The following is a 24,807-nucleotide window of genomic DNA, read 5'->3' as shown; positions in this document are numbered from 1 at the left end:
ATCGGAGTTTTTATCTTCATGAACGCGGAAAAAGATCTTTACGCAGTGCTCGGTGTACCGCGAAACGCGACGCAGGACCAGATAAAGAAAGCGTACAGAGACCTAGCGAGAAAACACCACCCCGACATGAATCAGGGGGACAAAAGATCCGAGGAGAAGTTCAAGGAAATTCAGCACGCTTACGAAACCCTCTCCGACCCCGAGAAGAAAAAAACCTACGACATGTTCGGGACAAGCAGTTTTGGTGGGCAGAGAACAGGCGGAGGAAACTACAGGCAGTATTCACGGGGGTTTCCGGACATAGATGAAATCTTCAAAGATATCTTTTCGCAGGGAGGCGGGGCTTACGGTATGGGTGGAGCTGGGGGAAGTTTCGGAGATATTTTTGATTTCGGTAACGTGCGACAGCAGCCAAGAAGACCGAAAAACATCCAGCATACTATAACCCTTGATTTTGAAACCGCGGTAAAAGGTGGAGAAAAGGAACTCCTGATCAAGTCGCCCGAGGGCGGAACCAAAAAAATAACGGTTAAGATTCCGGCTGGAGTGAAAACCGGGTCCAAGGTAAGGTTGCCGGGCAAAGGCGAACAAATAAACTCTATGGCCGGAGATCTCATTCTTGAAATAAAGGTCTTGTCCCATCCGGTTTTCAGAAGAGAAAACGACGATATATATATTGATCTTCCCCTAACGGTCTATGAGGCGACCCTGGGAACGCTGATCGACGTGCCAACCATAGAGAGTCCTGTAAAACTTACTATCCCTCCCGGCGTGGGAAGCGGCACGAAAATGAGACTCAGAGAAAAGGGAGTGAAGAATCCCAAGACCGGCAAACGGGGAGATCAGTTCGTAGTTATTCAGATAGCAATGCCGAAGGAATCCAGCGAGCATATGAAGAAACTCATGGATGAGATTAAAGAGAAATATCCCTACGACCCTAGAAAAAAACTCCTCCAGTATCTATAATTGATCCAACGGCGTTAAGAATTTACTTGTAAGGAGAGTGGTTTATCGTGAGCGGTGAAAAAGAAGAATTAAAGATGGACTTTTCGGGCTTTATTCTCTCATTAAACGCTTCGGCTCTTATTCATCTGGGTGAAATTCCCGACCCTCACTCAAAAAAAAGAGAAGTTAACATTCCGGCCGCCAAGCACACCATAACCATACTTGAGATACTTGCGGAAAAGACCGAGGGGAATCTAACTGAAGAGGAAAAGAATCTTCTTGACGACATGATTTACAATATCCGCATGAAATACGTAAAGTCCCTTAGCTGACTTCCTCTTCTACATGGTCGACAGTTTTAGGAACTGTCCGTATCTTCGTTCTATTTCTTCTTTCTCTAGCGAGCCCAGACGTCTTACACTGAAATCCTCAACTGTAAAGGAAGCCAGAACACTTCCGTAGGCAACCCCTTTTTTAAAGCCGGCAAAGTCAAGGTCTTTATCCATAGACGCAACATAGCCCATGAATCCTCCGGCAAAAGTATCTCCCGCTCCCGTCGGGTCAAGCACTTGCTCAAGCATGTAACTGGGGGCGAAAAACAGATCTTCCCGAGAAAAAAGCAAAGCTCCGTACTCTCCTCTTTTCACAATCAGAAATTCCGGTCCCATGTCCATTATCTTTCTCGCCGCTCTGACCATCAATGGTTCTTCGGATAGCTGTCTTGCTTCGGAATCGTTTATTATGAGAATGTTGACTCTGCCGAGGAGTGTCTTCAGTTCCTGCAGTTTGTTGTCTATCCAGAAGTTCATGGTGTCGCAGGCCACAATTCGAGGTGAGCTTACCTGTTCAAGGACCTTCATCTGGATTTCAGGATCCGTGTTGGCTAAGAAAAGATAATCGGCATCTCTGGATTTCTCGGGAACCACAGGGTCAAATGATCCCAGAACACCAAGGGTGACGGAGACAGTTTCCGGATCTTTCATATCATAGTCGTATCTGCCTTGCCATCTGAAGGTTTCTCCGGCACTGATCGCTATTCCCTCCGTATCAATGCCCCTTGAGCGAAGCAGTTCAGAATAATCCGGGGGAAAATCTTCTCCAACGGAGGAGACCATATGAACATCCGTAAAATTACGGGCCGCCAGAGAGAAATAACAGGCGGACCCGCCGAGAACGTTTTCTTCTCTTCCAAAAGGTGTTTCTATGGTGTCAATTCCTACTGACCCTACAACGACGATGCTCATTCGGACCTCTACATGTATTTTTTCACGATAAGTTCAAATCTCTTCTTGGTTTCTTCGGTTACGCAGTCCGAGGACGTTATTATAGAGTGACCCAAGGCACTCCCGCAAGGACATTCTCTTTCTTCAGGGATATTATCAACTACAGCGGCTATTATTTTTTTTGCCGCTTCAACGTTTTTATTCATGATCTCGATTATGTCCGAAACCGTGACGTCGTCATGACCTTCGTTCCAGCAGTCATAATCAGTGCAAAGGGCTATTGTGGAATAGCAGATCTCCGCTTCCCTGGCAAGTTTTGCTTCCGGCATTGCGGTCATTCCTATTATGTCTGCTCCCCATTTTCTGTACAGATGGCTCTCCGCCCTTGTAGAGAACTGGGGACCCTCGATACAGACGTAGGTTCCTCCCGAGTGGACCGTCCCGCCAGAGCCAAGCGATGCTTCCCGCAAACAACCTGATAGCACAGAGCACACCGGGTCGGCCATTGAAACGTGGGCTACTATACCACCTTCAAAGAAAGTAGAAGGCCTCCGCTTAGTGTTATCAATGAACTGATCAGGTATCACTATGTGCCCTGGTTCTATTTCCTCCTTCAAGCTGCCCACGGCACTTACAGATATAATCCACTCGACTCCCATAGCTTTCATTGCGTATATATTCGCCCGGAAGTTTATCTCAGGCGGGGATACCGTGTGCCCTGTTCCATGTCTTGGAAGAAACACCATTCGCACACTGCCAAGGGTTCCTGTAAGTAGGCTTGAAGAGGGTTTACCCCATGGAGTCTCCATGGAAACGGTTTTAACATCCGAAAGCCCTTCCATTTCATAAAGACCGCTTCCGCCTATTACTCCTATGGTTTTCAAACTTTCGGCTCCATCTGCTGAGATATCGGCTTTGCGACGATAATCACCCTTTTCTCACCTGAAAAAGGCAGTTCAAGTTCTCTTGTAAAAAGAAGTTCCATGTTTTCCGGGTACCGGTTCGCGTAATCTTCCCATTCCTTCTTTCCCCGGGGCCCCTTCATTATAACCATCTCCCCTCCTATATCCAGATAAGGAGTACCGAGAGCCACGACAGTGCCAACGTTCCCAAGAGCCCGGAACGTCACCCGGTCAAAACTCCCTCTCATCCCTCTATCTACTTCCTCCGCTCTACCATGGTGGATACCAATGCCGTTAAGTCCGAGAGATCTTTTCACGTCTCTTAAAAAAGCAACCTTCTTTCCAACCGACTCAAGAAGCGTAACCTTGAGGGACGGGTCGTAGATAGAAAGCGGAATTCCAGGAAGACCGGCTCCCGTTCCTATGTCAATCACCCTTGAGTCGGGAGGCATGAATTCAGCCACTGTAAGGGAATCAATCAGGTGCTTGATTATGATTTCTCGGTCAGTGAGAACTGAACTTAGGTTTATGCGACTGCCCCACTTGCGTAGCAGGTCAACATAAGAGAGGAAAAGATCGGTTCTGATATTTTTAATGCCTATTTGTTCTGCGCCTTCTATAAGAAGTCGTTCATTAGTCATTTTGATTCGCGGGCGTCAACATCGCTTATTCCCTTGAAGGCGAAGGTAAGGAATCCTGTGTGTGCCACGGTCCTGTTATCCGGGCGGGTCTTCCCCTTTTTCACCTGATAGTTCCTCATTATAAGCTCTACCGTTTCGATTCTCACAAAACCCTTTTCCTCAAGCGATTCTGCGGTTCTTTCCACCTGGTTGTATGTTGGGGAAATACTCGCGATTCTCCCTCCGGAAGCAAGAGCCTCGTAAGCCGCCGGAATTCCATACCATGGAGAAGGGAGATCAAGTATCGCGACGTCGACTTCTCTTTCCTTAAAACCTTCTCTGGCATCGCCACAGTTAAATTCCACGTATTGAGAAAGCCCCGCCCGTCGTACGTTATCTTTGGCATTATTCATGAACTGCTCTCTTTTCTCGTACGTATAGACTTTTCCGGAAGGGGCCACCGAATTCGCAAGCGCGATGGTAAGGGCTCCTGAGCCGGTCGCGGCTTCAACAACCCTCACTCCCGCTCTCACGTCCGTTTTAAAGAGAATCAAGGCCGCATCCTTGGGATAAACGATCTGCGTAGCCCTTCTCACCTTCATAATCTTCTGTTCCACGGTAGGGTTAAGAAGTACAAAATCGTTTCCAAGACTTGAGACTATAGTTTCCCCCCATTTTTTTCCCAGCGCGGAGGAAAGATCGAGTATTCCCATGTGAGAACTGAACGACTTGCCCTCTTCTACCACCACCATGAAGCTTTTATTATCAGGTGAAACGAGGAGAATGGTGTCACCGGATTTTATTTTCATGAAAGACGTTTCACCCTCCCCGCACTTATAAAATATTTATAGGTAAAGATAATGCACCCCGCAAACATGAACATTCCCGTTATCGAATACATGTTCGAAAAACCGTAATCTCGCGCTATGAGTCCGAGAGCGAAGGCAAAAAAGTTTATCCCGATGCTAAAAGACATGTTGAACGCTCCCATCGCAGTTCCCCTTTCATCATCAAGAGCCCTGTCGATAATCATCGCGCTTATGGTGGGATAGAGAATTCCGTAACCCAGGCTGAAGACGAAAGAAACCAGAACGGCACTCAAAGTGGAGTTTATGGAAAAAATCATCAGCAAGGACGACACCATGATAAGCATCGAAGGCAGGGCTATTTTCCTCCTCTCAACAATATCTGGAAGCTTTCCTCCCAGGATCCTGATTAATATGACGGTTACCGAATATGTAAGAAAAAAGCTCCAAGCATGAATTCCGTTTTCCTCGAGAAAAACGGAGAAGAAATTAAGCATGCTTCCAAGTCCCACGGCAATTATAAGATTGGTCAGCAGAAGCACGCGGAACCTCGCGGAGAAAACAACGTCGAAAAATCCGCTGAAAATGGATTTTTCGGATACCCTGAAGTTCCCCTCCCGCGAAAGAAAACACAGAATAAAGGCAAGCAGGCTAAACAAAGAGGTATAGAGAAAGAAGGTCGAGTAGCTGAATCTTTCGATCACAATTTCTCCGATAGTAGGTCCAACCGAGTAAGAAGCTATCGTGAAGGCACCGAAAATGCCGAGCCCGTAGGCCCTTATTTCACTGGGAACATAATCGGAGACCGCCGTAGCGGCTGAGGTGAAGAAAAAAGCGAAAGCTATTCCCTGCATGAGCCTCAGGAGAAATATCTTTACGTCAAGATCCGATATAAAAATATAGAGAAAGGAAACCAGAAACATCAGGAAAGAACCTGCAAGCATGAACCTTCTTCGCCCGTAGTGGTCTATCAGATAGGCTGCGAAGGGGATAGCTCCTATTGAAGTTATGCCAAAGGTGCCCATGACATACCCTATGCGGGCCTCGTCACCCCCGATATCTTTTATGAAAAGCGGAAGCAGGAAAAAAGAGGAAAAATTGCAGAAAAAGAAAAAATTTCCCAAAGTGACGAGGGAAAAATCTCTGTACTTTTGTGCAAAAGACATCCTAAAAGGTGACCTGAAAAAAGAAAGTGAGAAAGGGAGTTTACATGATTTTATACTTTCTATCAGGACAACTGTAGTTTTTTGACATGAAAAGGGCCCATGATATAATACGGCATCTTCTGAGCCGTTAGCTCAGCTGGTAGAGCAACTGCCTTTTAAGCAGTGGGTCACAGGTTCAAATCCTGTACGGCTCATACCACTATACGTCCCCGTCGTCTAGTCAGGCCTAGGACATCGGCCTTTCACGCCGGTAACAGGGGTTCAAATCCCCTCGGGGACGCCAGAAATAATCCCCGGCCTCAATTCGCTAGGTGTTTTCTATACTACGGAGTCAAGTATTAACAAGAAGATGGGTTAAAACCGGCTTAAACTCTAGACATACTTTTCGTATTCTTTCTCGAAAAGTTCCGAAAGAGTACGAGCCTTGTGATCATATTCGTCCGGATCATCCCATGAAAGTCGAGGCTGTAGAAGAGTTGAATCAACTCCAGGGCAATCAACCGGCACGGAGAGGTCAAGTATAGGGACTTTGACAAACTCTCTGTCGTCAAGCAAACCGCTTACGGCTGCTGTAACAAGAGCTCTTGTGGAGGGAAGAGGCATTCTCTTGCCGACCCCGAAAGGCCCGCCGGAAATTCCGGTATTTAGAAGCCATACGTTTACTTTGTGTTTTTCCATTCTTTCTTTCAGCATCGCTCCGTAGAACTTCGGGGGTCTTGGAAGAAAAGGAGACCCGAAACATGAGCTGAAAGTCGCCTGAGGTTTGCTCACTCCCCTCTCGGTGCCGGCAACTTTCGCCGTGTAGCCCAGAAGGAAATAACGCATGGCTTGGTCGGAATCAAGCTTTGATATAGGGGGCAGGACTCCGAAAGCATCATAGGTAAGCATGAAAATACTTTTGGGAATACCGCCTATTCCTTCCGGAACAATATTTTCGAGCATGTCAATCTGGTATGCCCCGCGGGTGTTCTCGGTATATTTGTCGCTGTCAAAATCTATTTTCCCCATTTGTAAATCGAGTTCGACGTTCTCAAGAACCGAGCCGAAATTAAGCGCTGCTTGATAAATCTCGGGTTCTGTAGTCGGGCTAAGCTTTATGGTCTTCGCATAACAGCCACCTTCGAAATTAAAAACCCCTTCATCAAACCAGCCATGTTCGTCATCTCCGATAAGCGCCCTTTCGGGATCAGCAGAAAGCGTGGTTTTGCCAGTTCCCGACAATCCGAAGAAAAGCGCCACATTTCCGTCCTTTCCGATGTTCGCCGAACAGTGCATTGGAAAAACATTTCTTTCCGGCAGAAGAAAATTCATGGCGGCAAAAACGGATTTTTTCATCTCTCCCGCGTAGCGTGTACCACCGATAAGGGCAATTTTTCGGCTCAGGTTAAGAAATATGAAGGTTTCGCTGTTAAGACCGTATTTTTCCGGGTCATCTGCCTTAAAACCCGGGGCTGAAATGACGGTAAAACCCACTTCCTTATGCGGAAGCTCAGAAGCACTGGGTCGTATGAAGAGATTATTTACGAAAAGATTGTGCCAGGCGAATTCATTAATCACCCTCACGTTTGTTCTGTAGTCGGGATGAGCGCAGACCTGCAGGTCTCTCACGAAAACGTCCTTCCCTTTGAAATAATCCATCACTTCCTCGTAAAAGTGATCAAACACCTCTGGTGATACGGGCTTGTTTACCGCTCCCCAGTCTATATTTTTTTCCGTGGAAGGCTCCTTTACTACAAATCTGTCCTTGGGGGATCTTCCAGTATGAGGAGAAGTGTAGCCTACAAAAGTTCCACTCTCACCAACGTGTCCTTCGTTTCTCTTGATCGCTTCTTCGTAAAGCCTGGGAACGGAAAGGTTGTAATATATTCCCGAAGGTTTCTTAAGCTGGTGTTTTTCTGAAAGCTCCTTTTCGATTGAAAAATTCTCGGACATGGTCGTCGCCTCCAAATTCCCAGTTGCCTACAGATTTATGGGTAAAAATCTAGGAAAAAGTCAACTGTCTTATTAAAGGAGTTGTAAGATATATAAAGTTTCCCTTTTTTCAAGAACAAAAAAACAAACTTAATTCTATATTCCGGTTCAATTCCAAAAATCCCGAGACCCAAATGGAGAACTCGTTCGATTTATATCTTCGCGTTAACTTCCGATATCCACTTCGTTATGGCATCTATCGAATCTTTGGGATTCTCTACGCAGTCGTGTTTCGCTCCCGGTATATAGCGTAGCGTCACATCTTCGTTGCCCGACTGATTCATTATGTTCTTAAGTTCCTTGGGTTCCCACACATCAACGATGTCGTCATCTGCTCCGTGGATAAAGAGAACGGGAACCTTCACATTTTCTATAATTTCACAGGTTTTTGCATAGTAGGCCTGGGGTCCCCTCATATACCACCAAGTCCTGTAAGTAAACATCTCCCCGTCAACCGGGTTAAAAGAATTCCCCCAAGCTCTGTAGACGATAAATATCTGGTCGTTTTTCTTTTTCTCCGGATTTTGACCCAGAACCTCCCTGGCTTTGCGATAAATATCATCATAGGATGGAATACTCCTGTTTTTCTCAAGCCTTCTTTGCTGGGAATACGGCAGAGAATAGGAACACCCTTCCAGTATAAGCCCTTTTATCCCGAAAGAATCGGTCTGGGACGCATAGTAGACAGCCATGTTAGCCCCCAGGCTGTAGCCCAGCATGAAAATGTTGCGAAACCCTTCTTTCTGAAGAATATCCACCGATTCTTTCATTTCATGAATCGTGTCAGGAAAAATTCCCTCGCCCATTATCTGGCCCATAAACGCCATGCGGGTATTTACAGAAAGCGTGCTTATATTCTTTTCCCTGAGAAGAGGGGGAAGTCTAACGGGGGTCCCTCTCGTGAGAAAATGCCCCAATACTCCGTAGAGGTTTATGATTATGGGAGATTCGTAAAGATCTTCTTCCGACCCAAACTCAGGGGTGACAAGGAGAGAATTCACCTCGAATCCGTCTTCAGTCTTGTAGGTAAGGAGACTCTTCTGTTCGTTTACCATCGCAGAATCAGATGAATCTTCTGTCAAGCCATCTTATTATAATATCGCCCATTTCCTCTTCCTTTCCGTCGAGGGTATGACCGGTATTGAGATAATATGCGGAAACATCGTCATTTCCGTTATTTATGGCTATTTGCGCAAGATTATGGGTCTCATCGGGTTTTACGAACTCATCGTTCCATCCCTGCATGAGAAGAATCGGCAGTTTTATGTTCTTTATCTGCTCGTGGCTTTTTACGGCACCTGCCTCCGGACCGGCGAGAAACCACCACGTCTTGTAAGTATATATTTCGGTATGCTCCGGCCGGTAGGAGCTTCCTCTGGCCCTGAAAATAAGAATCGTTCTATCCTGCTTTGAATCATGGGGATTATCGCCAAGTATCATCTTCGCTTCCTCGTATACCTCATCGTAGGAAGGCTGGCTTTCCCACTTGTTCCATCTTCTTCTTATCGAGTCCGGGATAGAATAAGGAGTAGCGAGGGCAATCACACCCTTTAGCAGCTCCGACTCGTCGGAATCCTGTTGGCGGCTTTTTACGGAGAGATACCTGAGAATCACTCCTCCACCCAGGCTGTAACCGGAAACAATGATTTTCTCGTAACCGATTTTTCCCAAATATCTCACTACACCGTCTATCTGCGAAATAGTGTCGTCCACTATTCCAAAGCCGAAGAAAAGCCCGAAATTGGCCAGTCTGGTATTTATTGCAATAGACGAATAGCCTGCCTTGGCGAGGATCGGCGGTAAGAATCTCTGGCTTCCGTCAAGAAAGTTCCCCAAAAACCCGTGAACATGGATAATTATAGTCTTTCTTTTTTCGGAGTCGTTATTAAGCGCTCTGTAGTAGAGGGCGTTAACCTTTCCTTTCCCGACCGGTACGGAAATCAGTTCCTGCTCTACATATTTCATGATTGGACACGGTTTTTTTAAGAAGTACTGATATTATAAAACTCCCGCGGGCAAGTCAATAGCGGTAGCAATGAACTCTGATGATTGATAAGAGCCTTAGAATTCAGAGATCTCCTGAATCGTTTGCCTGAAATCGGTAAATTCAGCAATCCGCAGTTTCTATTGTGACTGAATCAGGGTTCCGCATTAGAAAATCGGCTTTCTTCTTCGCCTCCGTCCAGTCCGGAGCCTCTCCAATTTTTACGAGCGTATTTTTCGCAGTGGCTTTGAGAAAAAGATGCCCCGTTTTCTTACTCCAGAAAATCTGCCAGTTATCCCCTTGGAAGTCTCTTAACCATCCGAAAGGAAAAAACCCAGAATAATCAGTGCCGGACTTCATATGTTTTTTCTCCCCCTGCGTTCCGTAATTATTTTAAAAACCGGGTGGAAATATCCGGCGGTTTTGCGCACAAAGCGCTTTCCAAAAACCTCTTTAACGCTAACAGCTCTCACGATGCGTAAAGCTCCTCGAAATACAGGCATACGTGGGATATTCCGCACTTTGAACATACGGGCTTTCTAGCCTTGCAGACATTTCTCCCGTGATCACCCAGGGAATTTGAAAAAAATGTCCAGTCTTTTTCCGGAATGCACTCTCTAAGATCAAATTCAATCTTAACGGGGTCGGAATTCGAGGTAAGACCAAGTCGGCGGCTTAACCTCATTATATGGGTATCAACTATTATTCCGGGTTTTCTGAAATAATTGCCAATTATAACATTTGCCGTTTTCCTTCCGACTCCTGGAAGTTTGACTAGCTCTTCCATCTCACAAGGGACTTTCCCCTCGTGTTTTTGCATTATCTCTGTCGAACAGTTTATTATCGCTTTTGCCTTATTTCTGTAAAAACCCGTTGATCTTACATCGTTTTGGAGTTCTTCCTCTGACGCACAAGAAAATGCTCCTAGGTCCGGGTACTTCTTGAAAAGTCCCGGGGTTATCATATTTACTCGTTTATCCGTACACTGGGCGGAGAGAATAGACCCGATCAGAAGCTCCGATGCGCTTTTAAAAACTAGATGACATTTTGCGTCCGGATAGGTTTTCTTCAGAAATTGAAGAACCTTTCGTGCTTTCTTTTTTACATTTTGGGCATTCATCTTGAACAGCAAAATATATACGTGAAACTTTTTAAGCTACAAGCTGATGCAGCCTGAAGTGTAAGGGAGCCTCTTTCTAGCTTTTTCCACACTGCCGTCTTGTCCGCATAAAAGTGTTTTCTCGAAGACGTAAAAAAAGGGGGAAATGAAACTCTCAAGTCCCCCTTTTTTCTTTAAAGTCCGTTCTTATTGAATTTTAGTCATTTCTGGCCGGTTCAAGGCCTTCTTTGCCCTCGAAAAAGTCTTTGTTTATGTCAATGAACTTCTGCCATTTCTCGGGCAATTCATCTTCGTGAAATATGGCATCCACCGGACAGGGGTCTACGCACGCTCCGCAATCTATACATTCATCAGGATGTATGATCAGCTGATCATCTCCCTCATATATGCAATCGACCGGGCACGCTTCAACACAAGCCTTGTCCTTCACTCCGATACATGGTTCGGCAATTATGTATGCCATCTTTGAACCCTCCGAATTGGCACGTTACTACTTTACTAACTTATCATTTCTATACTAACTAAAGCACTTTCAAATAAAAGGCATCCGGATAACTGACACTTTATATTCATTCTCCTTCCTGAGAAGGTTCCAAAGGTTCTTCAACAGGCGGAGAGTTTTCTTCAAACATTTCAATCGGCGATTTCTCCACCACCGAACCCGATATTGATTTTACGGAAGTGTAACCGAGAAAAAGCGAGGTAATTACGAATATGAGCCCAAAGAGCCTGGTCATCTTCACAAGAAAAGGCATTGCACCGCTCGAACCAAAGAGCGACTCCGAACTTCCGCCTCCAAACATTGAACCTATGTCCGCGGACTTGCTCGGCTGAAGCAGTATGATCAGTACAAGAAGGATGCTGACAACAATATGAATAATTTTCACCGACGGTATTAAGAACTCCAATTTCTAACCCCCCACGGACTTTATTATTCTAAAAAAAGAGTCAGCTGAAAGACTCGCTCCTCCAATCAAAACCCCGTCAACTTCATCAACAGACATTATCTTTTCTATATTACCCGTTTTGACGCTTCCGCCATATAAAATTTTCACACTATCGCCTAAACGGGGGAACATTTCGGTTAAGAGTTCCCGTATATATCCGTGAATCTCAGCTATTTCCGAAGAAGTGGCATTTTTCCCCGTTCCTATGGCCCAGACCGGCTCGTATGCTATGACGATATCTGAAAGCCGCTCCTCATCCAGATCATGCAGAGCACTTTCTATCTGGATCTTTGTCGGCGAGAAAAGCCGTTCTTTTCTCGTCGAAATGTCTTTACTTCCGCGTATTGCTTCTTCTCTCTGGACTTCGGTTTCTCCCACGCAGAGGATTATTTTCAAACCGCAGGAGATTGATAGCAGGAGTTTTTCACGGATTTGTTCATCAGTTTCCCCAAGGATATGCCTTCTCTCCGAATGGCCAACAATAACCCAATTGCATCCGGCGTCCAAAAGCATCGGCGCGGAAATCTCACCAGTGAATGCCCCGCTTATCCTGCCGAAAACGTTTTGGGCCCCAAGGTCTATGTTTGAACCCGAGATGCGTCTCCCTACCGCGCCGAGAACCGTATAGGGGGGCACGAGCACTACCTCGCATGCATCGTAGTCTTCTCCAAGCAGGCTGACTATTGCATCGGATAACTCCAGTGCTTCCTCCCGAAGCAAATTCATTTTCCAGTTTCCAACGACAAGCTTTTTATCCATTTAATATCCCATGACGAAAATTCGTCTTATCCAGAAAAAGCGAGAAAGCTACTTCCCGATCACAAGTAATGCAAGCTTTTTTCTCTCCAGAAAGTACTTAACCCAGAAATTCACCCAGCCTCCTTATTCCCTCCCGTATGGAGTCAACCGACGTCGTGTAGGAAAACCTGAGATAATCCCTTCCCCTGTCGCTGAAATCTATTCCGGGAGTTATACCCACGTGGCAGTTCTCAAGAATATCAAATGCGAGGCTCCAGGAATCTCGGCTCCATCGAGAGGAATTCACGAAAACGTAGAACGCCCCCTTGGGTTCAACCGAAATATCAAACCCAACCGAGGAAAGCCCTTCTATCATCTCCTTCCTTCTTCTGTCAAACTCAGTCACCATTGCCTCGCTTCCCCCACCCCTCTTCACTTCCTCAATAGCGGCGACTCCTGCTTTCTGAACAAACGATCCGGCGGAAATAAAGAGATTCTGCTGAAGCTTCTGCACGTACCTTACAAGATCTTTTGGAACTATCATGTAACCAAGACGCCAACCTGTCATGGAGTAGAATTTAGCGAAGCCGTTTATTGCTATGGCGTTGTCAGTGAATTCCAGAATGGAGTTAACGCGCGCGCCATAGACAAGACCGTGGTAGATTTCATCTGAAATCACAAAAAGACCCATCTCGGACAGTTCCCGGAGAACTTCTCTGTCCATAACCGCCCCGGTGGGATTCGCGGGAGAATTTACCAGAATAGCTTTTGTCTTTTTGCCGATATTCTTTCTGATTTCCCCAGGGTCAACCTGGTAACCGTCCCTTTCGTAAACAGGTATTTTCTTTGCGACTCCTCTCGCAACGCTTATTATCTGCGGATAACACGCGTAATGCGGGTCCGTTATCAATATTTCATCCCCGGGGTTAAGAACTGTCAACATTGCCAGCAAGAGCGCCGGGGAACTGCCTATAGTTATTATTACCCTTTCATACCCCACCTCTATTCCATAAGTACGGCTGTAATCCTCCGCGACGCTCTGGCGGAGCTCATCAATCCCAAGACTGCTTGTGTACTTGGTGTAACCCTTTTCTATCCATTTCACGGCAGTAGAACATATTTCATCGGGAGTATTGAAATCAGGTTCTCCAACCTCGAAATGTATCACGTCTCGACCTTCATCCTCAAGGCGCTTTGCCCTCTCGAGGATGTCCATTACGTAGAAAGGTTCTATGTTTTTAACCAAATCTGAAATCATGTCGTGAAATCGCTTTTGGAATCAAGCAAAACAAAAAATTAATCCTGTGCGGAGACGAACCGCTGGTTGATCCGTTTTACAAGAAGATCTCTTTTAAGTCGTCTTAGCCTGTCAAAAAACAATATACCATCAAGATGGTCAATTTCATGCTGAAGCACCCTTGACAACATTCCTTCCGCATCAACCGTAAAACGCTCCCCTTTTCTATTGAGGGCGGATACACGAACGTGGTTTTTTCTTCTTATATCCGCAAAAAATCCGGGCACGCTGAGACAACCTTCCTCTCCCACCTGGAACCCTCGAGAGGAGACAATCTCGGGATTTATAAGCTCGTAGAACTCCCTTTCTTCACTTTCAGGCAAAGGTACATCAACCACCAGGGCCCGGATATTCCTGCCGACCTGTGGAGCCGCAAGTCCGACGCCATCCGCATCGCGGAGCGTCTCCGTCATATCATCCAAAAGACGTTCAAGGTCCTCACCTAGCTCCTCCACGGGCAGGGATTTTCTCTTTAACTCAGGGGCGGGATAAACAAGGATATCAAGCAAAGGCATCTGCGACGCTTATAAAAGAAGGGTTGTTAGCAGACCTACGCCGCGGTCTGTCATTCATCACTGTTTTTTTCCGTAAGTTTCGGGGCAAGCCAGCTACTTACCCTAAACAGTGGAAGGGTTTTTTCGCCGATGTATATTTTTTCGCCTGTTCTGGGATTTCTTCCCTCATAAGGCTCGTAATTTTTTGTAAAGAAACTTCCGAAATGTCTTATCTCTATTCTTTCCCCATCGCGAAGCATCTCGGTCATGGCGTTAATTATGGCGTCCAGAACCTTTCTGGATTCTACGGAATTAAGGTCGAATCTCCGCGAAAGCTCCTTTTCAATATCCGATTTTTTCATGACGTTTTGAAAATCAGTAAGGTTAGGACCTGATTTCTCACTCTAGATATTTTAAAGCCGTTTGTCAAGTAAGCCCTCGATTTTGCGAGGAAAATCCTCAGTACCCGAGATTCGGTCGGAGCCACTTCTCCGCTTCTTCAAGAGCGATTCTTTTTCTTTTCGCGTAATCCAGAACCTGGTCTTTGAGTATTTTACCAAGAAAGAAATATCTCGATTCGGGATGGGCCATGTAGAACCCTGAAACCGAACTTGGCGGAGTCATAGCGAAGCTCTCAGTAAGCGATACACCCGTGTGTTTCTCCGCCTCGAGAAGATTCCAGAGAATCTTTTTTTCCGTGTGGTCCGGACATGAAGGGTAGCCGGGAGCAGGCCTTATGCCTCTGTATTTTTCATTTATCAGGTCTTCGGAACTGAGCTTTTCATCTTTTCCGTATCCCCAGAGATCCCTTACTTTTTTATGAATCATCTCGGCAAGAGCTTCGGCTATCCTGTCCCCCAGCACGCTTGTCATAATCGAATTGTAATCATCCCCTTTTCGCTTAAAATCCTCGGAGAACTGCTCAACCCCCTCCCCTGCAGTCACCACAAATCCCCCCATGTAATCTTCTCTGCGCGAGACACTCGGCGCTATAAAATCTGAAAGACAGTAATAGTGACCCTCTTTAGAACGCATCTCCTGCTGCCTTAAGAAATGGAATACGGCCAGAAGCCGTTTTTCCTCTGCGTTACTATGATGATTACAGCAACGTTTTTCCTCTCCGTAGATTTCAACGTCGTCTCCCGTGCTGTTTGCGCGGAAGATTCCGACAACAGCGCGGGGGGTGAAAACTTTCTCCAAGATTATCCGCTTAAGGAGCGTCTGACCGTCCTGGTATAGTTTTTTCGCCTGACTTCCTCTTTCGGGGTGCTCAAGTATTTTCGGGAAAACCCCTTTAAGCTCCCACGCCCAGAAAAAAGGAGACCAGTCGATGTAACCGGCGACTTCTTCAAGAGAGATGCTGTCGAAGACAAAAACTCCAAGCCGCCCGGGGCACTCTATCGCAATATTATCCCAGTCGGTCGGGAACGCCTTTTCCCTGGCCTCTTCTATGGAAGCATATTCCGTCTGGCTGCGGGCTTTCTCAAAACGCCGCTTCTGCTCCAAGTTGCTTTTTTTCAGTTTCTCCATGTAAAGCTGGGCTTTTTCCGGATCCAGCATCTCGTTGCAGGCACCTACCACGAGCGAAGCATCAGCTACGTGATCGACTATGCCGCTGTATCCCGGAGCTATTTTTATCGCGGTATGAGCCCTGCTTGTGGTCGCCCCGCCAATAAGAAGGGGTATGGAAAACCCTTCCCGTTCCATCTCTTTCGCGTTATACACCATTTCGTCAAGAGAAGGTGTAATCAGTCCGCTTAATCCTATGAAATCCGCGCGATGCTCTTTTGCAACGTTGAGTATTTTCTCGCAGGGAACCATTACCCCGAGGTCTATCACTTCGTAGTTGTTACAGCCAAGAACCACAGACACTATGTTTTTTCCTATATCGTGGACGTCTCCCTTTACCGTCGCTATAACGAATTTCCCCTTGCCTCCCCCGCTTCCTTTTTTTTCCTCTTCCATAAAAGGCTGAAGGTGCGCAACGGCTCTTTTCATGACTCTGGCGCTTTTCACCACTTGGGGAAGGAACATTTTGCCGTCGCCGAAAAGATCTCCGACCACTTTCATGCCATCCATAAGAGGCCCCTCGATAACATCAAGCGGGGCCCCGTACTTAACCCTTGCTTCTTCCGTGTCATCCTCGATGAAGTCCGCTATGCCGTTTACAAGGGAGTGCTCAAGACGTTTTTCAACCCCGAGCTCTCTCCATTGCTTGGTATCCTTCTCCGCGCTCCCGGACTTTACCCCCTCAAAATGTTTTGCGTATTCAACAAGCCGCTCCGTGGCGTCGGGGCGACGGTTAAGAAGTACGTCTTCCACTTTTTCGAGAAGTTCGGGTTCAATGTCGTCGTAAACAGTCAGCATTCCAGCGTTTACTATTCCCATGTCAAGCCCGGCTTTTACGGCGTGGTAAAGAAACGCACTGTGCATAGCTTCACGCACTACGTTGTTTCCCCTGAAGGAGAAGGATATGTTGCTTACTCCGCCGCTTGTGAGCGCTTTGGGACAGGACTTTTTTATCTCCCTGACGGCCTCGATGAAATTCACGGCGTAGGAATTGTGTTCTTCGATCCCGGTTCCGACAGTAAGTATGTTCGGGTCAAAGATTATGTCGCAGGGGTCCATGCCTACTTTTTCAGTTAATATGCGGTAGGCCCTTTTGCAGATTTCCACTTTGTCCTCTTTCGAGGCCGCCTGGCCTTCTTCGTCAAAAGCCATTACCACGACTGAAGCGCCGTAGCGCATTGCCGCTTTTGCCTGTTCACAGAACACTTCCTCGCCTTCCTTAAGACTTATGGAATTCACGATGCACTTGCCCTGAATACATTTAAGTCCCTGCTCAATAACGGACCACTTGGAGCTGTCTATCATCACTGGAACCTTGGTCACCTCGGGTTCCGAAGCGATAAGGTTGAGGAAACGCTTCATGCAGGCTTCAGAGTCAAGAAGCCCTTCATCGAAATTAACGTCTATTATGTTTGCCCCGTTCTCCACCTGTTGAAGGGCTATTGAAACAGCTCCTTCATAGTCTTCTTCCTTTATGAGTCTTGCGAACTTTGGAGAACCCGTAACATTGCTCCTCTCCCCAACCATTATGAAAGGTCCATCGGGATCAGAGGTTATGGTGAGGGGTTCAAGGCCGCTTAGCCTGGTTACGTCTTTGCGAACCGGGATTTCTCTTGGCGTGACATCTATTAGTTTTTCAACCACCATTTCTATGTGCTCGGGAGTGGTGCCGCAGCATCCGCCCACTATGTTGACAAAACCGCTTTCCGCAAAGTCCAGAAGAAGAGTAGAGGTGATCTCCGGCGTTTCGTCGTACCCCGTCTCGCTCAGCGGGTTGGGAAGTCCGGCATTCGGATAGCAGCTTATGCGGCAGTCGGCTATTTGTGAGAGCTCCTCTATGTAAGGACGCATTTCCTCAGCTCCCAACGCGCAGTTTATACCGACGCTGAAAGGTTTTGCGTGGCGAACGGAGTTCCAGAAAGCCTCCACAGTCTGTCCCGAAAGAGTGCGCCCGGATCGATCCGTTATGGTAACGGAGATCATGACCGGAATCCTTTCTCCTCCACGCGAATCGAAAAAGCTCTCAATAGCGTATATGGCCGCTTTCAAATTCAGGGTGTCAAAAGTGGTCTCAGGCAGAAGTATATCCACCCCTCCCTCGACAAGGGCTTCCGTCTGCTCGCGGTAAGCCTCAACCAGTTCGTCAAAAGAAACCGCCCTGTACGAAGGATCATTGACGTCAGGGGACATTGACGCTGTCTTATTGGTCGGACCCAGCGCTCCGGCAACAAAGCAAGCCCTCCCAGGGTTTTTCTCCATAAAGTCAGAAGCTGCCTTCTTTGCGAGTTTCGCCGACTCGACATTAAGGGCTCTCACCCACCTCTCAAGGCCGTAATCGGCCTGAGCTATTGAGGTTGAGCTAAAAGTGTTGGTCTCAACTATGTCGCAGCCGGCCTTAAAGTATTCTCTGTGGATTTCATATATAACATCGGGTCTAGTGAGGGAAAGCAGGTCGTTATTCCCCTTTAGATCCACAGGATGATCAGAGAACAGATCTCCCCTGAAGTCCTCTTCTTCGAGGTCGTGCCTTTGGATCATCGTGCCCATGGCGCCGTCGAGGAAAACTATCTTCTTTTTCGAAAGAGCCTCGAGTCGCGCGGAGATTTTTATGTCCTTATATTCCGTATTCATTACTCCCTAGCCTTGTCGAGAGACCTTATATTCCCCTTTTCCCTTACCGCAAACACCGGTTTACGGGAACAAGGAAGAATACGGAGTCTACCATATGTTCCTGAGTTCTCTTAACTTTATGAAAATCGCCATCGGATCACTTCCCAAAGACGGATCCTTTTCCCTGAGCGAGTCCAGAATACGCGGATCACTCGTTCTCATAAAAGGATTATAAGTTCTCTCCTCCCCCAGAGTTGAACGGGGAAACTTGTCCTCGGGGATTTCCTTGAGCTTTTTCTGCGCGGCTTTGTTCTCCGGTGCAAGTTCAAGGGCGAATCTGAGGTTAGTCTCTGCGTAGTCGTGACCGCAGAACATCCTGAGGCTGTCGGGAAGACCGGAGAGCTTAAAGGCAAAGGTTTCGTATAGGTCTTCGACTTTCCCCCTGAACTTCACGTTTCCACACCCTGAAACAAATACCGTATCGCCCAGAAAAATATTGTTCCCGACTACAAAGGAGACATGTTCCGGGCAGTGTCCCGGGGTATGAATCACCTGGAGTCGCTGCTTTCCGAAACCTATCTCGTCTCCTTCCTCTATGCCTTCGCTTCTTGGAGCGACATAGTCAAGGGCCGTCGGATGAATAAGTATCTTCGAGGAGAGAAAAACCTTTATTATGGGGTTGTTTCCGTGAATGTGGTCTGGGTGCGCGTGGGTATTCAGGACGTATTTAACCTTGTAATCTCTCTTTCTTATGATTTCAAGAAGAGTGATCGGATCAAGAGGGTCTATTACCACGCATTGCCCGGTTTCCTCGCACGCCACCAGATAATTGTAGTTGCTGTCGCTATCACCGACTTTGAAGCCATGTATTGAGAATCCGTCCTCGCTAATTACGTTCATCGGGGTCTCCTTTTTGCGTGAAAGTGTACCTGAAAGCCTTATTGCGAATAAAAAAACCGGGGTTGCCCGCTACAGGAAATATGAGCAAAAACTTCTCTAAAACCTGCAGTGCGAGTCGCAGAATTTCTTTGACATCAAAAGCCGTTAAGGTAATTTTTACTCCCAATTGATTTTTTGGAGACACCATGGGTTTCGTAGAATCTCTCAAATGCAAGGAATGCAGTGATTTTTATCCCAAGGAACCGAAGTATGTTTGTGAGACGTGTTTCGGTCCTCTGGAAGCCGTGTACAACTACGACGAGATAAAAAAACATATTTCAAGAGAAAAAATAGCTTCCCGTCCGCAGAACATATGGAGATACAAGGAGCTTCTTCCGATTGACTCAGAACCCTCCCTCGGAACCCAGGTGGGATATACTCCGCTTGTGCGGGCAAAAAACCTTGCAAAAGAGCTCGGGGTTTCGGAGATCTACGTGAAAAACGACGCGGTCTGTTACCCCACCCTCTCTTTTAAGGACAGGGTTGTATCCGTAGCGCTCTCAAAAGCAAGAGAGTTCGGATTCGATACGACCGGCTGCGCATCCACGGGAAACCTGGCAAACTCCGTATCAGCGATTTCCGCTTCCGGGAATCTGAAAAGCATCATACTTATTCCCTATGACCTTGAACAGTCGAAAATACTCAACACCATAGTCTATGGAGCGAATCTCATAGGTGTAAAAGGCGGTTACGACGAGGTAAACAAGCTCTGCAGCGAAATTGCCAGCAAATACAACTGGGCCTTTGTGAACATAAACATGAGGCCTTACTACTCCGAAGGTTCCAAGTCATACGCGTTCGAGGTGATGGAGCAGCTCGGATGGAAAGCCCCAAAGCACATAGTGGTCCCTATGGCAAGCGGTTCTCTTCTCACCAAGGTCTGGAAAGCCATAAAGGAGTTTGAGTTGCTCGGGATCGTTGAGCCTGAGGGTTCAAAAATATACGGCGCTCAGGCAACGGGATGTTCACCCATATCGACCGCGTTTAAGAACGACTGGGAGATGTTCAAGCCCGTAAAACCGGATACTATAGCGAAATCCCTTGCTATTGGTACTCCGGCCGACGGTTACTATGCGATGAACATAATAAGGGAAAGCGGCGGAGCGGCTGAAGACGTAAGCGATGCCGAAATAGTGGACGCGATAAAACTTCTTGCAAGAACCGAAGGCATTTACACCGAAACCGCCGGTGGAGTAACGCTTGGAGTAACGAAAAAGCTTATAGAGCAAGAAAAAATCCCTCGCGACGAGCCCATCGTGGTATCGATAACGGGAAACGGTCTTAAGACCCAGGATGCCGTCGAGGGAACTCTTGGAAAGCCCGTGGTGATAAGACCTTCCCTCGAGGACTTCGAAGAGCTATACAACAGTAAAAAACTCTAGCGTTACGTGTTATAGTCATAGTATCCGGTTAGAAGCAGAATTTCGGATAAACCTAGGAAGAAACGGGAGAAAAACATGGTATCGGTAAGAATTCCAACCCCTCTTAGAAAGCTCTCAGAAGACAGGGACGAGCTTGACATAGAAGCATCCACGGTATCCGCGCTAATAGAGGAACTTGAGAGTGAGTGTCCGGGAATAAAGAACAGGCTCTGCGATGAGAGCGGAAACGTGAGAAGGTTTATAAATCTCTACGTTAATGATGAAGATATAAGGTTTCTTGAAGGAGTAGAAACGAAGCTTAAAGACGGAGACGTCGTATCAATCATTCCGGCGATAGCCGGAGGGTAGATTTCCTGAAATATTCTGCATCCGGGTTCTGAGATATTACGTCAGAGTCCAGTGCGACCCAGGTACACACAGTACTCCAGGTTCTGAAACGGCTGGTTTTAACAGCAAGCCAGCTTGACACGATTTTCGTGTTTTAGTATATTCGTGTCATGAAGAATATTACTATCACCCTACGGGAAGATATAGCACTCTGGCTGAGGGTTCAGGCCGCCAAAAACGGGCGTAGCGTCTCCAAATGGGTCGCCGAACTTCTGGAAGGGATGAAAAACCGGGAAGACGAGTACGAAGTCGCTATGGAGCGTTTTCTGTCCAGAGAACCTCGAAAGCTGAAATGGGTCGACGGACGGAAGCCGTCGAGGGAAAAATTGCATGAGCGTTCCAGTTTTCGTTGACACCAATATTCTCATTTACCAACAGGACATCTCAGACCCGGTCAAACAGCTTCGTGCCGATGACTGGATCACTTTTCTTGCGCGTGGCCGATGGGCGCGAATAAGTTTTCAGGTCTTGCAGGAGCTTTACGCAACACTTACACGCAAGCTGGAACCGCAGTTTGATCCGTCGGAAGCGCAGGAGATCGTCCGCGAACTCGCAGTATGGCAACCTTTAGCTGCTGACCTCTCTATTCTTGAAAGATCCTGGCTCCTTCAACAACGTTATTCTCTTTCCTGGTGGGACGCCCTCATCGTCGCCTCCGCACAAGCTTGCGAGTGCATGGTACTACTTACAGAAGACCTTCAGCATGGACAGGTCCTCGGCAGTCTCCGGGTAATTAATCCCTTCATGTCTCCAGATCAGGCCCCGGTAGAAATATTGAAAGCCCTGGAGAAGTGACCACCTTTCTTGGAAGGGTTCCGTAAAAAACTTTAGAACATGAAATAATATTTCAGTTTAGTGAATTAAGTCTCTTATTTTATTGAAGTATTTTTCGATCAAAGGTTCTTTTTCTTTCTTGTAGCTTCCGGCAAACTCCATTAAAATCTCTTTTTGTTTTTTGGTAAGCTTTTGAGGTATTATCACTTTTACCACGACATACTGATCGCCAAGGCTCCCGGATTCCACATCCACGAGTCCTTTTCCTCTAAGCCTGAAAGCCTGCCCCGGCTGGGTTCCGGCCGGAATTTTCATTTTGGTAGTGCCCTTTAGAATCGGGACTTCCACCTCGTCTCCAAGAGATGCCTGGGTGAAACTTACAGGAAACTCACATACGATGTCATTTCCCTCCCGCGTGAAAATAGGGTGTTCTCGCACCATTACCTGTATGTAGAGATCTCCCGGAGGACCTCCTCGTGCCCCGGGTTCCCCCTCTCCCCTTATCACAAGCCTCATTCCACTGGAGATTCCGGCGGGTATGTTGACCTGTACCATCTTTTCGGTGTACGAAAGCCCGGACCCCCTGCAGCTCACGCAGGGATTCGTTATAACCTTCCCGCTTCCCCCGCACGAAGGACATCCCTGACTTATTGAAAACGGACCCTGGGAGAAAGCAACCGACCCCCTGCCTCCGCAACGGTCACAAATCGATTCTCCCCCGACTGCGGCCCCGGAACCCGAGCAGTCATCACAGAGTTTTCTTTTCCTGACCTTTATTTCTTTCTGTGTTCCGAACGCAGCTTCGTCAAAATCCACTTCAAGATCATATCGAAGACTCTCCCCTTGCCGGACCCTGCCCCTCCTGCCCATACCTCCAGTGAAAACATCGTCGAAGAGATCACCAAAAAGGTCTCCGAATCCGGAGAAACCGCCCATTCCATCACCCGACATATGGCCAAAACTGTCATAACGGGCCCTTTTTTCCCTATCGTTAAGCACTTGGTAGGCCTCGTTTATTTCCTTGAACTTCTCTTCGGCATCCTTGTCCCCGGGATTGCGGTCAGGGTGATACCTGAAGGCAAGGTCCTTGTAGGAACTCTTTATGTCTTCAGGGGAAGCGTTTCTTTCAACGCCTAGTATTTCGTAGTAATCCTTAGCCATTTGGGAGTTGGGAGACGGGAGTTTTAGTCAGCTTCTTCTTCAGAATCTTTTTCAGGGGTTTTCTCCGGACCTTGGGACACCGATACCATCGAGGGTCGAAGCAATCTTCCGTTTAGAAGGTAACCTTTCTGAACCTCCGAGATTATAGTCCCGCTTTCGTAAGTTTCCGAGTGCTCCTTGTAAACGGCTTCGTGGTAACTGGGGTCGAAAACAGTTCCCTCGCCCGAATCTATTCCAGTAACGCCGAAGTTTTCAAGACCCGCAAGAAATTGCGCATGAACAAGCTTTATTCCGTCAAGAAAAGCTACGAAGTCCGTTTTTTCGCCATGTGATTCTTCAGAAAGTTCGATGGCTCTTTCAATATTATCGAGAACGAAAAGCAGTTCCTTCAACTTGTGCATGTTTCCGAAATCAAGTATTTCCTGCTTTTCCCTCGCGAGCCTTTTTTTATAGTTATCAAAATCCGCTGAAAGTCTCAGATATTTCTCCCTCAGGGCTTCAAGCTCGGCGGAAGTATCTTCTTCGGTTTCTTCCTCCCGCACCTCAGCACCGGAGATTCCAGGCTCTTCTGAGTCTTCCGCACCGTTTTTCTTGTTCTTTTCAATGCCTGCTGCTGTGTTCTCACTCATTCCGTAATTTCTCCGTTAACCCTCTTTGTAACCATTTTTGCCGTGTAGTTCACAAGCGGGATGATTTTTGAATAGTTCATTCGCGTGGGACCGAACACACCTAAGCTCCCGTAGCTGTTTCCCTTGTAATAAGGTGCCGCCACGAGGCTGAAACCGCGGGGCATTCCTTTTTCTGAACCTATAAAGACTTTTGAGTGGCCATCTTTTATAACCGACTTCAGAAAATTGGAAAGAAGCTCCTGATCCTCGAGTATCTCTATTATGGTTCTATAGAGACTGGAATCTCCGAAATTCAAAGATTCGATAACCGAAACCTTTCCCTCTATGAATATCCCCGCTTTTCTTTCCTTCTCGAAAAGCTCGCTGCTTATCCTGAGCACCTTTTCGAGGATTTCATTGTATTCGGTCGTGGTTCTCTTTATTTTCTCAAGCACCACTTTGCGCACCTGCTCGATCGTCAGGCCCAGAATGAGGCGATTGAGGTAACCCCCTATCCTCTCGACCTGGGAATCCTTAATGGGCTTGGCAAGCCTGATGTAGGTTTTTTCCGTAAGCCCGCCTTCAAATACCAGAAAGATAAGGCATTCCCTCTCTCCCATCTTAATAAGCTTCGTGGATTTAACTCTGAGAGTGTTCCTCTGGGGAAGCATCGCAAGACCCGCAAGCTTAGTAAAGTCGGAAAGTATCGAACTTGCAGCACTTATCACGTGATCAAGAGTGCCGTCAATCCCTTCATATTTATTCTCAAGGAACTGCAGACCGAAATCCTGTGAGTTCTCCACGTTGAGAATGTTCTCTACGTAATAATTTATTCCTTTCTCCGTGGGAAATCTGCCGGAAGAAACATGACTTTGGGCGAGAAAACCCGCTTCCATGAGCGAATTAAGCTCTTGGCGAACGGTGGCCGGGGACCATTTTATATTATATTTCGATATGAGAGTCGAAGAACCTATAGGACTCCCTGTCTCAATAAAGTGGTCCACTACAAAACCCAGAAAAGCCTCATTTCTTGGAGAGATTGGCTGTGTCATATATTTTTGAAATATAATTTCCGCCTCCTATATTGTCAACGGAGTTAAGAGTAAACTCACGGCTTTTTCACTCTTTGAAGTGGATTTGGAAGATTGAAGGCAGTTTTATGTG

25 protein-coding genes, 2 tRNA genes and 1 pseudogene are annotated in these 24,807 nt (G+C 46.9%); 8 read left to right on the top strand and 20 right to left on the bottom strand.

Annotated features, from left to right (window positions below; genetic code table 11):
- Positions 1 to 18 precede the first annotated feature (18 nt).
- The gene (locus OXG10_00575; protein ID MCY3825866.1) at positions 19 to 966 is read left to right on the top strand and encodes a J domain-containing protein; all 948 of its coding nucleotides are present in this window, start codon (positions 19 to 21) and stop codon (positions 964 to 966) included.
- Positions 967 to 1,013: 47 nt separating this feature from the next.
- Positions 1,014 to 1,277 carry a DUF1844 domain-containing protein gene (locus tag OXG10_00570; protein MCY3825865.1) on the top strand — a complete coding sequence of 88 codons (264 nt, stop codon included), beginning with the start codon at positions 1,014 to 1,016 and terminating at the stop codon, positions 1,275 to 1,277.
- Between the two features lie 9 nt (positions 1,278 to 1,286).
- Here the strand turns inward: OXG10_00570 and OXG10_00565 are convergent, their stop codons facing one another.
- Genes OXG10_00565 through OXG10_00545 form a run of 5 tightly spaced genes read right to left on the bottom strand, consistent with a single transcriptional unit; the run spans position 1,287 to position 5,662 of the window.
- Positions 1,287 to 2,189, bottom strand: a complete 903-nt coding sequence (locus tag OXG10_00565) for a PfkB family carbohydrate kinase (protein MCY3825864.1) — start codon at positions 2,187 to 2,189, stop codon at positions 1,287 to 1,289.
- Positions 2,190 to 2,197: 8 nt separating this feature from the next.
- Positions 2,198 to 3,052: an S-methyl-5'-thioadenosine phosphorylase gene (gene mtnP / locus OXG10_00560; protein MCY3825863.1), complete on the bottom strand. Its 855-nt coding sequence runs from the start codon at positions 3,050 to 3,052 to the stop codon at positions 2,198 to 2,200.
- Positions 3,049 to 3,711, bottom strand: coding sequence for a 16S rRNA (guanine(527)-N(7))-methyltransferase RsmG (gene rsmG / locus OXG10_00555; protein MCY3825862.1), 663 nt, complete (start codon positions 3,709 to 3,711; stop codon positions 3,049 to 3,051). Before rsmG ends, mtnP begins: the two co-directional genes overlap by 4 nt.
- Positions 3,708 to 4,499: a tRNA (adenine-N1)-methyltransferase gene (locus tag OXG10_00550; protein ID MCY3825861.1), complete on the bottom strand. Its 792-nt coding sequence runs from the start codon at positions 4,497 to 4,499 to the stop codon at positions 3,708 to 3,710. The genes rsmG and OXG10_00550 overlap by 4 nt, the downstream gene beginning before the upstream one ends.
- Complete coding sequence (locus OXG10_00545; GenBank protein MCY3825860.1) at positions 4,496 to 5,662, bottom strand: MFS transporter; 1,167 nt, start codon at positions 5,660 to 5,662, stop codon at positions 4,496 to 4,498. Before OXG10_00545 ends, OXG10_00550 begins: the two co-directional genes overlap by 4 nt.
- Before the next feature lie 121 nt (positions 5,663 to 5,783).
- On the opposite strand from OXG10_00545, the gene OXG10_00540 reads away from it, so the two are divergent.
- Positions 5,784 to 5,856: transfer RNA gene (locus tag OXG10_00540), tRNA-Lys, on the top strand.
- Positions 5,857 to 5,867: 11 nt separating this feature from the next.
- Positions 5,868 to 5,945, top strand: a tRNA-Glu gene (locus OXG10_00535).
- An 89-nt stretch (positions 5,946 to 6,034) separates the two neighbouring features.
- Here the strand turns inward: OXG10_00535 and pckA are convergent.
- The 12 genes and pseudogenes from pckA to OXG10_00475 all read right to left on the bottom strand — a co-directional run bounded on the left by pckA (position 6,035) and on the right by OXG10_00475 (position 19,292).
- Positions 6,035 to 7,594 (bottom strand): phosphoenolpyruvate carboxykinase (ATP), encoded by a 1,560-nt coding sequence (pckA, locus tag OXG10_00530; protein ID MCY3825859.1) that lies wholly within the window; start codon positions 7,592 to 7,594, stop codon positions 6,035 to 6,037.
- A gap of 191 nt (positions 7,595 to 7,785) precedes the next feature.
- Positions 7,786 to 8,688 (bottom strand): alpha/beta hydrolase, encoded by a 903-nt coding sequence (locus OXG10_00525; GenBank protein ID MCY3825858.1) that lies wholly within the window; start codon positions 8,686 to 8,688, stop codon positions 7,786 to 7,788.
- Positions 8,689 to 8,695: 7 nt separating this feature from the next.
- On the bottom strand, positions 8,696 to 9,598 hold the full coding sequence (locus OXG10_00520) for an alpha/beta hydrolase (GenBank protein ID MCY3825857.1): 903 nt from the start codon (positions 9,596 to 9,598) through the stop codon (positions 8,696 to 8,698).
- A gap of 488 nt (positions 9,599 to 10,086) precedes the next feature.
- Positions 10,087 to 10,737, bottom strand: coding sequence for an endonuclease III (gene nth / locus OXG10_00515; protein ID MCY3825856.1), 651 nt, complete (start codon positions 10,735 to 10,737; stop codon positions 10,087 to 10,089).
- Positions 10,738 to 10,972: 235 nt separating this feature from the next.
- Positions 10,973 to 11,200 (bottom strand): annotated as a pseudogene (locus OXG10_00510) (ferredoxin family protein).
- A gap of 106 nt (positions 11,201 to 11,306) precedes the next feature.
- Positions 11,307 to 11,645 carry a preprotein translocase subunit SecG gene (secG, locus tag OXG10_00505; GenBank protein ID MCY3825855.1) on the bottom strand — a complete coding sequence of 113 codons (339 nt, stop codon included), beginning with the start codon at positions 11,643 to 11,645 and terminating at the stop codon, positions 11,307 to 11,309.
- Between the two features lie 3 nt (positions 11,646 to 11,648).
- The gene (gene tpiA, locus OXG10_00500) at positions 11,649 to 12,443 is read right to left on the bottom strand and encodes a triose-phosphate isomerase (protein MCY3825854.1); all 795 of its coding nucleotides are present in this window, start codon (positions 12,441 to 12,443) and stop codon (positions 11,649 to 11,651) included.
- 97 nt (positions 12,444 to 12,540) lie between these two features.
- Positions 12,541 to 13,680: a pyridoxal phosphate-dependent aminotransferase gene (locus OXG10_00495; protein ID MCY3825853.1), complete on the bottom strand. Its 1,140-nt coding sequence runs from the start codon at positions 13,678 to 13,680 to the stop codon at positions 12,541 to 12,543.
- A gap of 38 nt (positions 13,681 to 13,718) precedes the next feature.
- Positions 13,719 to 14,234 (bottom strand): peptide deformylase, encoded by a 516-nt coding sequence (gene def, locus OXG10_00490; GenBank protein MCY3825852.1) that lies wholly within the window; start codon positions 14,232 to 14,234, stop codon positions 13,719 to 13,721.
- Between the two features lie 50 nt (positions 14,235 to 14,284).
- Complete coding sequence (locus OXG10_00485; protein ID MCY3825851.1) at positions 14,285 to 14,575, bottom strand: integration host factor subunit beta; 291 nt, start codon at positions 14,573 to 14,575, stop codon at positions 14,285 to 14,287.
- Between the two features lie 97 nt (positions 14,576 to 14,672).
- Positions 14,673 to 18,413, bottom strand: a complete 3,741-nt coding sequence (gene metH / locus OXG10_00480; protein ID MCY3825850.1) for a methionine synthase — start codon at positions 18,411 to 18,413, stop codon at positions 14,673 to 14,675.
- Between the two features lie 87 nt (positions 18,414 to 18,500).
- Positions 18,501 to 19,292 (bottom strand): MBL fold metallo-hydrolase, encoded by a 792-nt coding sequence (locus OXG10_00475; protein ID MCY3825849.1) that lies wholly within the window; start codon positions 19,290 to 19,292, stop codon positions 18,501 to 18,503.
- A 185-nt stretch (positions 19,293 to 19,477) separates the two neighbouring features.
- Between OXG10_00475 and thrC the strand changes: the two genes are divergently transcribed.
- The 4 genes from thrC to OXG10_00455 all read left to right on the top strand — a co-directional run bounded on the left by thrC (position 19,478) and on the right by OXG10_00455 (position 21,895).
- Entirely contained in the window at positions 19,478 to 20,713 is a 1,236-nt protein-coding gene (gene thrC / locus OXG10_00470) for a threonine synthase (GenBank protein MCY3825848.1), read from the top strand.
- A 75-nt stretch (positions 20,714 to 20,788) separates the two neighbouring features.
- Positions 20,789 to 21,061, top strand: coding sequence for a MoaD/ThiS family protein (locus OXG10_00465; GenBank protein ID MCY3825847.1), 273 nt, complete (start codon positions 20,789 to 20,791; stop codon positions 21,059 to 21,061).
- A 149-nt stretch (positions 21,062 to 21,210) separates the two neighbouring features.
- Positions 21,211 to 21,453 carry a hypothetical protein gene (locus tag OXG10_00460; protein ID MCY3825846.1) on the top strand — a complete coding sequence of 81 codons (243 nt, stop codon included), beginning with the start codon at positions 21,211 to 21,213 and terminating at the stop codon, positions 21,451 to 21,453.
- On the top strand, positions 21,431 to 21,895 hold the full coding sequence (locus OXG10_00455; protein MCY3825845.1) for a PIN domain-containing protein: 465 nt from the start codon (positions 21,431 to 21,433) through the stop codon (positions 21,893 to 21,895). The genes OXG10_00460 and OXG10_00455 overlap by 23 nt, the downstream gene beginning before the upstream one ends.
- A gap of 57 nt (positions 21,896 to 21,952) precedes the next feature.
- Here OXG10_00455 and dnaJ read toward each other — a convergent pair whose 3' ends face one another.
- Genes dnaJ through hrcA form a run of 3 tightly spaced genes read right to left on the bottom strand, consistent with a single transcriptional unit; the run spans position 21,953 to position 24,695 of the window.
- Entirely contained in the window at positions 21,953 to 23,035 is a 1,083-nt protein-coding gene (gene dnaJ, locus OXG10_00450) for a molecular chaperone DnaJ (protein ID MCY3825844.1), read from the bottom strand.
- Positions 23,036 to 23,058: 23 nt separating this feature from the next.
- On the bottom strand, positions 23,059 to 23,664 hold the full coding sequence (grpE, locus tag OXG10_00445; protein MCY3825843.1) for a nucleotide exchange factor GrpE: 606 nt from the start codon (positions 23,662 to 23,664) through the stop codon (positions 23,059 to 23,061).
- Complete coding sequence (hrcA, locus tag OXG10_00440) at positions 23,661 to 24,695, bottom strand: heat-inducible transcriptional repressor HrcA (protein MCY3825842.1); 1,035 nt, start codon at positions 24,693 to 24,695, stop codon at positions 23,661 to 23,663. Before hrcA ends, grpE begins: the two co-directional genes overlap by 4 nt.
- Between the last annotated feature and the right edge of the window lie 112 nt (positions 24,696 to 24,807).

This window comes from Candidatus Dadabacteria bacterium, assembly GCA_026706695.1.
Taxonomy (GTDB): domain Bacteria; phylum Desulfobacterota_D; class UBA1144; order Nemesobacterales; family Nemesobacteraceae; genus Nemesobacter.
Note: the sequence above shows the minus strand (reverse complement) of the source record. Positions and strands in the feature narration are given on the sequence as shown.